11 protein-coding genes and 1 pseudogene are annotated in these 12,913 nt (G+C 73.5%); 7 read left to right on the forward strand and 5 right to left on the reverse strand.

Annotated elements, in window-relative coordinates; all coding sequences use genetic code 11:
* A pseudogene (locus tag ACFY3N_RS15600) lies at positions 1 to 493 on the reverse strand (RiPP maturation radical SAM protein 1); the annotation flags it as partial.
* A gap of 593 nt (positions 494 to 1,086) precedes the next feature.
* Here ACFY3N_RS15600 and ACFY3N_RS15605 point away from each other — a divergent pair.
* Entirely contained in the window at positions 1,087 to 1,932 is an 846-nt protein-coding gene (locus ACFY3N_RS15605; protein WP_390817208.1) for a class I SAM-dependent methyltransferase, read from the forward strand.
* A gap of 150 nt (positions 1,933 to 2,082) precedes the next feature.
* Positions 2,083 to 3,351 carry an MFS transporter gene (locus ACFY3N_RS15610; RefSeq protein ID WP_390817209.1) on the forward strand — a complete coding sequence of 423 codons (1,269 nt, stop codon included), beginning with the start codon at positions 2,083 to 2,085 and terminating at the stop codon, positions 3,349 to 3,351.
* 443 nt (positions 3,352 to 3,794) lie between these two features.
* On the opposite strand, the gene ACFY3N_RS15615 is transcribed toward ACFY3N_RS15610, so the two are convergent.
* Positions 3,795 to 4,079 carry a DUF1540 domain-containing protein gene (locus ACFY3N_RS15615; protein ID WP_390817210.1) on the reverse strand — a complete coding sequence of 95 codons (285 nt, stop codon included), beginning with the start codon at positions 4,077 to 4,079 and terminating at the stop codon, positions 3,795 to 3,797.
* A 392-nt stretch (positions 4,080 to 4,471) separates the two neighbouring features.
* Between ACFY3N_RS15615 and ACFY3N_RS15620 the strand changes: the two genes are divergently transcribed.
* A complete protein-coding gene (locus ACFY3N_RS15620) occupies positions 4,472 to 5,128 on the forward strand; it encodes an OsmC family protein (RefSeq protein ID WP_390817211.1) in 657 nt (218 codons plus the stop codon).
* A gap of 220 nt (positions 5,129 to 5,348) precedes the next feature.
* Here ACFY3N_RS15620 and ACFY3N_RS15625 read toward each other — a convergent pair whose 3' ends face one another.
* Together ACFY3N_RS15625 and ACFY3N_RS15630 are read right to left on the reverse strand one after the other, a co-directional pair.
* Positions 5,349 to 5,798 (reverse strand): universal stress protein, encoded by a 450-nt coding sequence (locus tag ACFY3N_RS15625; protein ID WP_390817212.1) that lies wholly within the window; start codon positions 5,796 to 5,798, stop codon positions 5,349 to 5,351.
* Positions 5,799 to 5,915: 117 nt separating this feature from the next.
* Complete coding sequence (locus tag ACFY3N_RS15630) at positions 5,916 to 6,428, reverse strand: flavodoxin domain-containing protein (protein WP_390817213.1); 513 nt, start codon at positions 6,426 to 6,428, stop codon at positions 5,916 to 5,918.
* A gap of 333 nt (positions 6,429 to 6,761) precedes the next feature.
* On the opposite strand from ACFY3N_RS15630, the gene ACFY3N_RS15635 reads away from it, so the two are divergent.
* From ACFY3N_RS15635 to ACFY3N_RS15650, 4 genes are all read left to right on the forward strand, one after another.
* Positions 6,762 to 7,634: a universal stress protein gene (locus ACFY3N_RS15635; RefSeq protein ID WP_390817214.1), complete on the forward strand. Its 873-nt coding sequence runs from the start codon at positions 6,762 to 6,764 to the stop codon at positions 7,632 to 7,634.
* 148 nt (positions 7,635 to 7,782) lie between these two features.
* Positions 7,783 to 10,602 (forward strand): cation-translocating P-type ATPase, encoded by a 2,820-nt coding sequence (locus tag ACFY3N_RS15640; RefSeq protein ID WP_390817215.1) that lies wholly within the window; start codon positions 7,783 to 7,785, stop codon positions 10,600 to 10,602.
* On the forward strand, positions 10,599 to 11,258 hold the full coding sequence (locus ACFY3N_RS15645; protein WP_390817216.1) for a potassium channel family protein: 660 nt from the start codon (positions 10,599 to 10,601) through the stop codon (positions 11,256 to 11,258). The genes ACFY3N_RS15640 and ACFY3N_RS15645 overlap by 4 nt, the downstream gene beginning before the upstream one ends.
* The gene (locus ACFY3N_RS15650; RefSeq protein WP_390817217.1) at positions 11,255 to 11,914 is read left to right on the forward strand and encodes a potassium channel family protein; all 660 of its coding nucleotides are present in this window, start codon (positions 11,255 to 11,257) and stop codon (positions 11,912 to 11,914) included. Before ACFY3N_RS15645 ends, ACFY3N_RS15650 begins: the two co-directional genes overlap by 4 nt.
* A gap of 39 nt (positions 11,915 to 11,953) precedes the next feature.
* Here the strand turns inward: ACFY3N_RS15650 and ACFY3N_RS15655 are convergent, their stop codons facing one another.
* Positions 11,954 to 12,841 carry a universal stress protein gene (locus ACFY3N_RS15655; protein WP_390817218.1) on the reverse strand — a complete coding sequence of 296 codons (888 nt, stop codon included), beginning with the start codon at positions 12,839 to 12,841 and terminating at the stop codon, positions 11,954 to 11,956.
* Positions 12,842 to 12,913: the final 72 nt, after the last annotated feature.

Here is a 12,913-nt window from a genome sequence, read left to right on the forward strand (position 1 = left end):
CCTCGCAGTTGCTGCCGCCCATCACGATCACACCGCCGTAACCGGCCTTCCGCAGCCGCTCGGCCACCGCGAGCGTCGGACCGTTCTGGCTGAACATCGAGGTGAAGCCGATGACGTCGGGGGCGGACGCGAGCAGAGCGGCGGCCGTCTCCTCGACATGCCGGTCGGCCACCTCCCGCAACGAGTCGATCAGGGCGATCGTCGCGTCGTCGACGCGCAGGGCGCGTAACTGGCCGAAGTACTCCGCACGCCGGTCGGCGTCTCCACGGCGGCAGGTGAAGATCCAGTCGCCGACCGCCAAGTGGTACAGCTTTTCGGAGACAAGCTCATAGGCCTCTGCCCACTTGTCCTCGGTGAATTCGAGCATTCGCCGGGCCAGCCCGTAGAAATCAAGATAGGCGTAATTGGCGTCAACGTGCCACCCTTCAGTCTCCGCGACCGTGCGCAATATGCCCACTTGAATCGACGGCCGTATCGCACTGTTCCACGGCATGGAAACAAGAGAGACGCTTCGGGCTTTGGTCACGGAACCCTCTCCCCGAGTCGAGTTGCAACGGCCCATCCAGATTTATTGAGCGCACAATTTTCTGTCAAGCCCAAGTAAATCTTGGCGAAAAATCGCCGGGAGTGCTTGCAGTGCGCCACGCCGAATCGCTTCACGGGCGACGGGAGGCTGATATCCACCAGCCGGCAGAACAACGCTAATCCAAGCCCGGTGTGCGTCTACGAGGTTTTTCGCCAACCGTCCGGTCGACCGGAACCGACTTCCGCGATCTTGCGGACACCAGGAATGTCGCCTAGAGTCCGCGACCGGCTGATGCGGCTGTGTCATCGCGACCGCGAAGCATCGGGTATATCCGGACAGTGGAGATTTCCCGCCACCGCTCCCGTCGTCGAAAGATACCGATACAGAAAGGCAGGAAGCATGTCCGACCTGGCCACCGGCGTATTCTCCATCCGACGGCGCCACCTGGGGGAAGGGGGCCGGCAGTCACCATCCGGCCTTGATCTCTTTTCCACGCCACCTCGTCAGGGGCGCCGCACGGCCTGCCGTACAGCGTGCTTTTCCGGCGGACGGGGCGAAAAATGAAGGTTTCACTCACCGGCTCAGCGGAAACACTGCTCGCTCCGCTCTACGCCCGCGCACTCGATGCCCGTTCGCCCCAGCCACTCCTCGCCGACACGACGGCCACCGAACTCCTGGACAGGCTGGACTATGATTTCGGCCGCCTTGGGATGGGGCAGTCCAGCGCCGTGGGCGTCGCGCTCCGGGCACGCTTCTTCGACCGGTGTGTCAGAGGCTTCCTCTCCACCCAGCCCTCGGCCACCGTGCTGCACCTCGGCTGCGGTCTGGACAGCAGAGTCCAGCGGATCGCCCCTGGCCCGGGAGTGCGCTGGTACGACGTGGACCAGCCGGAGGTCATCGAACTGCGCGAGCGGCTTTACCCGCCGCGGCCCGGCCACGAGACCGTCGCCGCGTCCGTCACGGAACCCGGCTGGCAGGACCGGATCCCCACCGACCGGCCGGTCCTCGTGGTGGCCGAAGGCCTCACCATGTACCTCGCCGCCGACGAGGGACCGCGGGTACTGCGCGGCCTCGTGGGGCGCTTCCCCCGCGGGGAGATGGTTTTCGACACCTACTCCCGGTTCGCCGTCCGGTCCACGCGCTCCATGACGCTCTTCCGCCGGACCGGCGCTCGGCTGGCATGGGGCGTGGACGACCCGCGCGAGCTGGAGCGGGACGTACCGGGCCTGCGCCTGGTCAAGTCTGTCAGCGCCTACGCGACCGCGGCCGGCGCCGACTTGCGCCACCTCCCGCTCGCACTGCGGCTCCGCCTCCGGCTCGATACCGATGTCATGTCCCGGCTGCCGGTGCTCGGGCGGATCGGCCACATCTCCCGGTACGCCTTCGGCGCTGCCGGGCGCACCTGAGCCCCCCTGTCGGAGGATCCCCTTTCAGACGAAACCGGGCCCCCGATCGCTCCGGGACATCGCATCCTGCCGGGAACGACGCCGTCCGGGGCGGGGCAATCACGCCACGGCCCCGGGGGTGTCACCTTGCCGCGCTGCGACACTGACCCGATGTTGATCCGCTACCTCCTCTCCCATGGGCTGTCCCTGCTCGGAAACACTGTGGCGGCCATTGCCCTGCCCTGGTTGGTGCTTCTACGGACCAAAGACGCCTCGGCGGTCGGCCTGGTCGCCGCCGCGAGCGCACTGCCCATGCTGGTGTCGGCGGTGGCCGGAGGCGTGCTGATCGACCGGCTCGGCCGACGGCGGCTGTCGGCGGCCGCCGACCTGGCATCCGCCGTGTGCGTCGCGGCACTGCCGGTGGTCGACGGGCTGACCGGCCTGACGGTCGCCTGGTTCGTGGTGCTCGGTGTCGCCGGTGCGGTCTGCGACGTACCGGGGATGACCGCGAGGGAGGCACTGGCCGCTGATATCGCCTCCGCCACCGGGTGCGGCATGGAGCGGCTGGCCGGGCTGCGGGAGAGCATCGGCGGCGGTGTGGTGGTCCTCGGCCCCGCAGCGGCCGGCGCACTCATCATGTTCGTGGACCCGATCACGGTGCTGTGGCTCACCGCCGCGTGTTCCGCCCTCGCCGCACTCGTCACGATGACGCTGTCGAAGGACGTCGGCGCGCAGTCGGTGCCGTCCGCGGAGGGTGGCAGCCTGCTGACCGATGTCACGCGCGGACTCGGCGTGCTGCGGCGCGACCGGTTGCTGGGCGCGATCACTCTGGTGTCGGCGGGCAGCATCATCGTCCTCGCACCCCTGCAGAACCTGGTCCTGCCGGTGTACCTCGTCGGCAAGGACTCGCCGGGCGGCCTGGGGCTGGTGATGTCCTGCCTGGCCGTCGGCGGGATCGCGGGTGCGGGGGTGTACGCCGCCGTGGGTGCGCGCTTGTCACGTCGCACGGTTTTCCTCGCGGCCCAGCTCACCTCCACGCTCGGCATCGTGGGCCTCGCACTCCTTCCGCCGATCCCGCTGATGCTGGCCGCGGCCGTCCTGGCCGGCTTCGGCGCGGGCCCTTTGCCCGCCCTGTTCCTCGTACTCGTCACCGAGCGGATCCCGGAGGAGGTCCGGGGCCGCGTCCTCGGCCTCCAGAACGCGGTTTCCCTGACGGCGATCCCTCTCGGTACCCTTGCCGCCGGCCTCCTCGTCGACTGGCTCGGCCTCCGTCAGACCGGCGCCCTCCTGGCCGTGGCCTGGGGCGTCGTCGCCCTGGTGGTACTGCTCCTGCCCGTACTGCGCGACCTGGACGCCCAGGACGGGAAGGACGGCACTTCGGTGACGACCACTGGCTCGGCCGCTCCGGAGGGGCCGGCGGACACGGTGGTGGCCGAATAGCGGAGCCCGCCGCCGCGCGTCCGGTCGTCCTCGCGACGCCGGCGCTCACCGCGGGAGCAGTGATCCCGGCCGCTTTCGCCACTGACCGTTCCGCGGCCCCTCACCCTGAGCGCGCAAGCGCCGGGCCCGTCGACCGTCACCGGTCGTACGGGCCCTGCTCCGTACCGGGGTGAGGCCACTCCGGAGGCCGGGGAGCCGTCACCCGCTTCTCCGACTCCCGCCACCCGAGGTGGCGACAGCCGTATCCGGGGTCAGGCGGACGCCGGGCGGACGCCGTCGTTTCTCGCCGGCCTCCACCGGCCGGCCGACCACCGGCTGTCTCCGCGGCCCGTCGACGAACGCTGTCCCCGGAAATGGACGAAGCCGGCCGCGGCGTCCGATGGCCGTGCGCGGCGGGAAGGCCCGGAGGCCCGCCCACGAGCTGCGCGGTGAGCCCGACGGGTCTAGGCCGTGGCGTACGTCAGGCAGTCGACCTCGCTCTGCTGGAAGCCCACGGTGATGCCGGGGGCGCGGCATTCGAAGTCGACGTTGTGCCGGCAGCCGGAGACCTTGCAGGCGCCGACCCGGCCGGTGGTGGACGGGTCACCGCCCTTGGCCGAGGAGGTGAAGAAGGTGTCGCACCGCGGGTGCCGTACGTCGCCGACCGTGATGGCCAGGGCGTGACAGACGTGGTTCCGGTTGTAGGCACAGTCGTCGACCGAGCATTCGTTCACGACGGGCATCTCCATGACGGCAGTCTCCTCATGTTCGGTGCTTCTTCCCGTACCCGGGCGGCAGAGGGACGGGCGGACAGCCGGTGGGCACGAGCCGCCACGTCAAGGGTCGCTGCGGGCGGGCCCGCCGACCAACGGACCTGGGCCGACCGGGGCACGACCCCCGAGCCGTCCACCGGTCCCGGCCGGCGGGGGGACAGGCACACGCTGCGGGTGGTGATCGCGGCCGGCCGGACGTCGCGGCACCCCCGCCGGGAACGCCTGACCGCCCGCGGCGGACGCTCCCGCCGTCACCGGGACCCAGGGGACACGGCAGGGGCCGTTCGGCCCCGGGCATCTCCGGCGGTACGGCGGTGAACTGGAAGTGTCCGGCCGTCGCGGGGGGAAACAGCCGACAGGGAGCCGAGATGAAGATCCGAACGCGCTGTGGCCGCACCATCGACGTCACCCGCTTCGCCCCGCGGGGACTGCCCGCCCACATGGGACGCGTCGTGCTGGACACGTCCTTCGCGCCCCATGACGAGGGCGAGCTGTGGGCCTCCCTCACCGCCGAGGAGGCCCGTCGCCTCGCCGGGCTGCTGCTCTTCCAGGCCGCCGCCGTCGATCCGGCACCCGCCGGACCGCCCGGAGCGGCCGAGGTGGTGCCGATCGCGGGTGACTCCTTCGAGGTACGGGTGCGCGGCCACGTCCTGACGGTGGACCAGCCGCTGTCCGACGGGGGCAAGGACACCGCGCCCACGCCCGTGGAACTCCTCGTGGCGGCGGTCGCCTCCTGCGCGGCGCACTACGCGGGACGCTTCCTGGACCGCCACGGGGTCGGCCGGGACGGTCTGTCCGTCCGCGCGGAGTTCCGCATGGCCGACGACCGGCCCGCCCGTGTCGCCGGCCTCTCCCTGACCGTCCTGGCCCCGGCCCTGCCACCGCGACGGCTGCCCGCCCTGCGCGCGGTGGTCGCGCACTGCACGGTGACCAACACGCTGGCCCGGGCCCCGGAGATCGAGCTGGAGGTCCGCGGCGCCCCCGCCGACGCGGCGGCCCCGGAGCCGGAGGCGAGTCCCGGCTGACCACCCACAGGCCGGCCTCCTCCGTCCCGTCGCGAAGGTGCCGCGCCCACAGCCGGGCTCCGGGGTCACGGAGCCCGGGGCGGCTCCACCGGCGGGCCGGCGTCCGTCGCCGTACCCGGGCGCCCGGCGGCCCACGCCCCGGACGAACCGCCCGTCGGCGCCCGGCCTCCCCCGACCGGCGGCCGGGCCGGAGAGCCGCGCGGCCTTCCGCCGAGGCGGGTCAGTGGGCGGGATCGTCCTCCCGGCGGACCACGACGACGGGGCAGGCCGCGTGCTGGGCGCAGCGCTGGCTGACCGACCCCAGCATCGCCCGGGCGAAGCCGCCCCGCCCCCGGCGGCCCACGACGAGGAGCGCGGCCCCCTCCGAAGCGCGGATCAGCACCTCCGACGGATCGCCCTCGACGAGGTGCTTTGTCAGCCCGGCGGGCGGACCGCCGGGGAAGACCGCGTGCAGTTCCCCCGCGAAACGCTCCCCGGCCTGCTCCAGGTCGAACTCGGGATCGATCGCGGGCCCGCTCCAGCCCCTGGAGGACGGCGTCTCCCAGACGCAGATCGCCTCCACGGCACCGCCGACGCCTCGCGCGTAGCGGTCCGCCCACCGCAGTGCGGCGTACGACGAAGGGGATCCGTCCACGCCCACGACCACCCGTGGTACCTCGGAGGATTGCATGGCCACCTCACTCAGCAGTCGTCACTCCCGGCACTTCCACGCTGCCGGGACCCGCGCCGCCGCGCCAGCGGAGGCGGGCCGGCGGGTACGGAGACGGCCGGCCGGTCCTCCGCGCCGTCAGCCGCCCGCTCGTAGCTCCCCGGCGATGCCGGCGGCCCAGGCGTCGACGGCCTCCCAGTCGCGGAAGTCGCCGAACCGTCCGCCCACCAGGCGCAACAGCAGGCGTCCGGTGGGAGGCAGCTGATCCCGCTCGACGACGCCGGAGAACAGACGGTGGCTCCGGTACACCAGGCCCGGCGGCAGGTCCTTCTCGATCACCGGCACCTCCCGGGGAGCCATGCGCCGCCACGGTCCGCGCAGCGCGGCCGGCATCCCGACGCTGAAGATCCACACCGGGCGGGGGACGAGTACGTCCAGGTGGTCCCGTACGAAGTCCCTGGCCGGTCGCAGCCAGCGCTGCCCGTGCACGGCGCTGCCGAGGACGAACGCCCGGTAGGCGCCGGCGTCCTCGACCTCGGTCACGGGCCTGGCCTCCGCCGCCAGCCCCGCGTCGCGCAGGACGACGGCCGCTCTTTCGGCGATCGCCCGGGTGGAGCCGTGGGCGGTCGCGTATCCGACGAGCACGTTCATGACGTCACCTCGCCGAGGGTACGTCCCCCTGCCCGGACGCGCGCGTGGTGACCGGCGCGCACAGGACGTGGCCGGGGTCCGGCCGGCTCCCCGGCGCGTACGCCGGCGACCACGGTGACCGTCTGCCGGCCACGGTACCCCCGAACGGGTGCGCGGGGCGGTTCGGCAAGGCGACGGCGGCGACGCCACCGGCGTCCGGCAGCGCGCCCCGCCCCCACGGGCGGACGCGTGCCCGGCCGCGTCCCCGGCGAGCCGTGGCGTGGCGGCACCCGGCGGTGGAGGCGAGGCTGGAGGGACGGAGAACGAACGGTGCGCGGATCCTCTGGAGGTGCCATGACCGGTACGGACGGGCGTCGGCCGATCGTGGTGGGCGTCGATCCCGATCCCTCGAAGCGGCTGGCCCTGTCCTGGGCCGCCGACGAGGCGGACCGACGGGGTCTGGCGCTGCGGCTCGTCCACGCCCAGGGCGCGCCGACCGGCGGATACCGGTCGGGGGAGGTGCGGCCGTCCTGGGAGGAGTGGAACCGGGCGCTGCACGGCCTGGGTGATCGGACGCTCGAGGAGGCGGTCTCCTTCGTGGCGTCCAGGCAGCCGGCGGTGGAGGTGTCGACGCTGCTGGCGGAAGGAGAGCCGGCGTGGGTCCTGCGCGAGGAGGCGCGCAACGCCTCCCTGGTGGTGGTGGGTTCCTGGCACCTGAGCAAGCGGCGCGGGATGTTCTCCTCCGCCTCCGTGGCGCTCCCGCTCACCGCCCACGCTCCCTGCCCGGTCGTGGTCGTGCCGGAGCCGGAGCACATCGCCCAGCAGCCCGCGTACGTCGTGGTCGGCGTCGACGGCAGTGAGCACGCGGCCGCGGCGGTGGACGTGGCGTTCGAGGAGGCGGCCCTGCGCGGAGCGCTCCTGCGGGCGCTGTACGTGTGGCATCCGCCGCTCCTCGGCGTGCTGGACGAGGACGCCGCGCTGCAGGAGGGCCGCCGCGTGCTGTCGGAGACGGTCGCGGGCCGCACCGCGGCGCACCCGGACGTGGAACTGCACCACGAGGTCGTCCGCGGCCATCCGGTGCAGGTGCTGACGGAAGCCTCGCAACACGCCCTGGGCCTGGTCGTGGGAACCCGGGGGCGCGGAGGTTTCACGGGCATGCTGCTGGGCTCGGTGAGCCAGGGAGTACTGCACCACGCCCGCTGCCCCGTCATCACGGTCCCGACGTGAGGCGGCGGACGGCCCCGGCCCCGGACCCGGGCGGCGGACCGGCGGGACGGCCGTCGGTCCCCCCGGAGCCCGTCGTGGCATCCTCACCCGGGACCCCCCGGCCGGGCGTGCCGGCGACGAGGACGCCGGCACCGTACGGGGGCGGTTGATGGACACCGGTACGGAACCGCTGGTGCCGGGCGGGGGGAAGGACGAGGCAGCCGGTGCCGCGTCCGGTGCCGGTCTGCGTCCTCCGGTACCGGAACTCCCCGCCGACGAGGTCTTCGCCGCGCTGGGCACGTCACGGCGCGGGCTGCCGGGAGCGCAGGCCCGGGCCAGGCTGGAGGAGTACGGGGCCAACGAACTGCCCCGTGCGGGGCGCCGCGCCGTGTGGCGGCAGCTGGGCGCGCAGTTCACGGACCTCTTCGCGGTGGTGCTGATCGTCGCGTCGGGGATCACCTTCCTGGCGTATGGGCTGGAGGAGCCGCGGGACGCGGGCACCGCGCAGCTGGCGGTGGCGATCCTGGGCGTCGTGGTGCTGAACGCCGCGATCGGTTTCGCCCAGGAGTACTCGGCGGAGCGGACGGCCCAGGCGCTGGAGGCGATGGTGCCCCACGCCTGCCGGGTGCTGCGCGGCGGTGAGCGGCTGGAGCTGCCGGCCCGGGACGTGGTGCCGGGAGACGTGGTGGTGCTGGAGGCCGGCGACGCGGTGCCGGCGGACTGCCGGGTGGTCGAAGCGCACGAGCTGGCCGTGAACAACGCGCCGCTGACCGGGGAGAGCAACGCCGTGGGCCGCACCGCCGATCCGGTGGCGGCGGGGCCGCCGCTGGAGGCCCGCAACTGCGTCTTCATGGGAACCGACGTCGTCGCCGGGGCCGGGCGGGCCGTGGTCTTCGCCTCCGGCGCGGCGACCGAGTTCGGGCGGATCTACCGGCTGGCCGCGGCCGCCCCGCGGCAGAAGACCCCGCTGCAGCTCCAGGTCGCCTCCATGGCCCGCCGGGTGGCGGGGGCCGCCCTGGCGATCGGCGCCCTGATGTTCGCCGTGCGGCTGCCCACCGGGGAGTCCGTGGTGACCCTGTTCGTGTTCGCGCTGGGTGTGATGGTGGCGCTGGTGCCGGAAGGGCTGCCCGCCACCCTCTCGGTGTCGCTGTCGATCGGGGTGCGGCGGATGGCACGCCGCCACGCCCTGATCAAACAGCTGCTGGCGGTGGAGGCACTCGGGTCGACCACCGTCGTGTGCACGGACAAGACGGGGACGCTCACCCAGGCGGAGATGACCGTCACCCAGGTGTGGGCGGGAGGCGTACCGCACCCCGTGAGCGGGGTGGGGTACGAGCCGGGCGGCGAGGTCGCCGACGCCGCGCCGGTGCGCGAGCTGCTGCGGGTGGCGAGCCTGTGCTGCAACGCCCGGCTGGTCCCGCCCGCGGGCCCCCGGGAGCACTGGCGGGTGCTCGGCGACACCACGGAGGGAGCACTGCTCGTCGTCGCGGCCAAGGCCGGCCTGGACCCGGGCGCGGAGGAGGCGGCCGCGCCGCGGGTGACGGAGTTCCCCTTCGACTCGGACCGCAAGCTGATGACCACGGTGCACAAGACCGGCGCGGGCTACCGGGCATACGTCAAAGGAGCCCCCGGAGAGCTGCTGGCGCGGTGCACCGGCGTGGAGTGGGACGGGCGGCGCGGGCCGCTGACCGGGACGGACCGGGCGGCGGTCGCCGCGGCGGGTGACGAGCTGGCGTCGCAGGGGCTGCGGGTGCTGGCCGTCGCGCGGCGCGCGCTGGACGGGCCCCGCCCGGCGCAGCGGGAGGCCGAGTCGGCGCTGACCCTGCTGGGACTGGTCGGCATGCTGGACCCGCCGCGTCCGGAGGTCACCGACGCGGTCGCCGCCTGCCGCCGGGCCGGCATCCGGGTCGTCATGGTCACCGGCGACCACCCGCTGACCGGGGAGGCCGTGGCCCGCCGGGTGGGGATCGTACGGCGCCCGGACCCGGTCGTGGTGACGGGCGCCCGGCTCGACGCGATGGACGACGAGGCGCTCGACTCGCTCCTCGCCGAGCCGTCCGAGCTGCTGCTGTGCCGGGTCAGCCCGGAGCACAAGATGCGCGTGGTCACCGCCTTCCAGCGGCGCGGCGAGGTGGTGGCGGTCACCGGGGACGGAGCGAACGACGCCCCGGCGCTCAAGCACGCGGACATCGGCGTGGCGATGGGGGCGTCGGGGACCGACGTCGCCCGGGAGGCGGCCTCGATGGTGCTGCTGGACGACTCGTTCGCGTCCATCGCCGCCGCGGTGCGGCTCGGACGGGCGGTCTACCAGAACATCCGCAAGTTCCTCGTCTACCTCTTCAGTCACAACATCGGGGAGCTGGTCCCGATCCTGGTGGCGACCTTCGTCGGGTTCCCGCTGGTGCCCATCAGCGCGGTGCAGATCCTGGCGATCGATCTGGGATCCGACGTACTGCCCGCCCTGGCCCTGGGAGCGGAGCCCCCCGAACCCGATGTGATGGACCGCCCGCCGCGCTCCCGTCACGAGCGGCTGTTCTCGGCCGCCGTGGTGGGGCGGATCCTGTTCCTCGGCGGCGTTCAGGCGGCCTGTGTGAGCGCCGTGTTCTTCTGGCACGTCGGTTCCTCGGGCATCCCGTTCGACGACTTCACCGAGGACACCCTCGCCTACCAGGAGGCGGTCACCATGGTCCAGGCCGGTATCGTGCTCAGCCAGTTCTTCAACGCGCTCACCGTGCGCACGGACCGCCGGAGCATCCTGTCGGTGGGACTGGCGACCAACCCCGCCCTGCTGGCGGCGGGCGGCTTCGGCGTCGCCCTCATGGCCGCGATCAGCTATCTGCCGCCCCTGCAGGCCGTCTTCAACACCGCCCCGCTCGACGCCGCCGACTGGGCGGTCCTGGCCGGGCTCGGCACCCTGCCCCTGCTCGCGGACGAGGCCCGCAAGGGGTGGCTGCGCCGCGCCGACCGCCGGAAGGGAGGCCCGCGGTGAAGGTGATCGTGGTCGGCTGCGGACGGGTGGGCTCCACCCTCGCCGGTCTGCTCGCCGCGGAGGGGCACGAGGTGGACGTCGTCGACCGGCGCCCCCGAACGGCCCGGCGGCTGCCCGACAGCCCGCGCATCCGCTTCCACGAGGGCAACGGCTACAGCCGCGCGGTGCTCGGGGCCGCCGGGATCGAGCACGCGGACGCCTTCGTCGCCGTCACCTCGGACGACAACAGCAACATCGTCGGCGCGCGGACGGCGAAGGAGACCTACCGGGTGCCCATCGTCCTCGCCCGCGTCTACGATCCCCGGCGCGCCGACCTCTACCGGGACCTCGGCATCCCCACCATCGCCGGCGTCCGCTGGACCGTGCAGCGGATCCACCGGATGCTGCTGCACCGCGACCTGAGCCCCGAACTCAGCTTCGGCAACGGAGAGACCCTGCTCGTCCGCTCCGATCTGCCCGACTACCTCGCCGGCCGGCGGCTGACGGAGTTCGACGTCGACGGCGAGATCCGCGTCGTCGAGGTCACCCGCGCGGGCCGCTCCTTCATCCCCGCGCACAGCACGCCCGCGCACGCCGGCGACCTGGTCACCTTCGCCGTCGCGGCCACCGCGCTCGGCAGGCTGCGCGACTTCCTCGACAAGGAGCTGGGGACGTGAACGTGCTCATCGCCGGCGCGGGACGCCTCGGCACCCAGATCGCCCAGGTGCTCTCCGCGGCCCGCAACAAGGTCACGCTGATCGACGTCGACGACGACCGTGTGGCCGAACTCCGGGGCCGCGTCCCGGGCGTGCTGCTCGTCACCGGGGACGCGTGCGAACCGGCCCTCCTGGAACACGCCGGTGCGCTGACCGCCGACCTGGTCGTCGCCACCACCGGTGACGACGAAGACAACCTCGTCATCGGCCTGCTCGCCAAACGGCGGTTCTCGGTGCCCCGGGTGGCCGCCCGCGTCAACGACGCCGACAACGCCTGGCTGTTCGACGCGCGCTGGGGCGTCGACGTCGCCGTACCCGCCGCCACGCCGCTGATCTCCCTCATCGAGGAGGCCACCGGGGCCACCGACACGGTCGCCCTGCTGCGGCTCAGCAAGGCCGGCATCGACGTCATCGAAACGGCCATCACGCCGCGGTCCAGAGCGGTGGGCCGGGCCCTGGGCGAGATCAGTCTGCCCGAAGGGACGGTCGTCGCGACGATCGTCCGCGACGGACAGCCCACCGTGCCGGATCCGGACGTCCGCCTGCGGGCCGGGGACGAGCTCCTGCTCGTCTCGCACTCCGCGACCGAACACGAGATCCACGCGGCGTTCCAGTGAACCGCCCCCCGCCGGGTGCCGGAGCGCGCGACAGGCGCCTCAGCGACGCTCTCCCGCTCCCCGCACCACCGCGACCGGACAGTGCGCGTGATGCAGCAGGGCCTGGCTGACCGAGCCCAGCAGCAGCCCGGCGAAACCACCGCGCCCCCGCGCACCGACCACCACCAGCTGAGCGGAGCGGCTCGCCTCGATCAGCTCCTCCCGCGTCCCGCCGTGCACCACCCGGTGTTCCACCACCACACCCGGGTGGCGCTCCCGCTGTCCGGCGAGCGCCTCGGACAGCAGCCGCTCCTCCTCCTCGGCCAGCGCTCCCGGCGGGTTCGCGTACGGCACCGACGGATCCTGCGGGGCGGGCATCGGCGCGTTCCACGTGGTCCAGGTGTGCAGCGCCACCAACGGCGCGTTCCGCAGCGCGGCCTCGGCGAAGGCGAAACCGACGGCCTCCCGCCCCGCGGCCGAGCCGTCGACGCCCAGCACGATCGGACCGCCGGCGGGCGGCTGCTCGCGCACGACCAGCACCGGGCACCGGCCGTGCGCCGCCAGATGCACCGCCGTCGACCCCACCAGCAGCCCGACGAACCCGCCCATGCCCCGGCAGCCGACCACCACCAGCTCCGCGGCACGCGACTGCGCCTCCAGGACGGTCAACGGCTCACCGGTGACCACGACATGACTGACATCGACGTCCGGCACCGCTGCCCGCGCCCGGTCGACCGCCTCGGCCACCAGGCGGTCCACCATGTTCTGCAGCCCGCCCTCCGGCGGTCCCAGCGCCGACGGCCCCAGGGGCACGTGCGTCGCGGGCCGGACGAACGCGTGCACCAACCGCAGCCCGGCCCCGCGCAACCGTGCCTCCCGCGCGGCGACCTCCACCGCGGCGAGACCCGACGCCGAACCGTCCACGCCCACGACCACCAGACCGCTCACCCTGCCTCCTTCGCACCGACGCCGTCACCCCTCACCTCCAGATTCACCCCGGCCACGCTCCGCCGCACGGGG

The organism is Streptomyces sp. NPDC000348 (assembly GCF_042898795.1).
GTDB lineage: Bacteria > Actinomycetota > Actinomycetes > Streptomycetales > Streptomycetaceae > Streptomyces.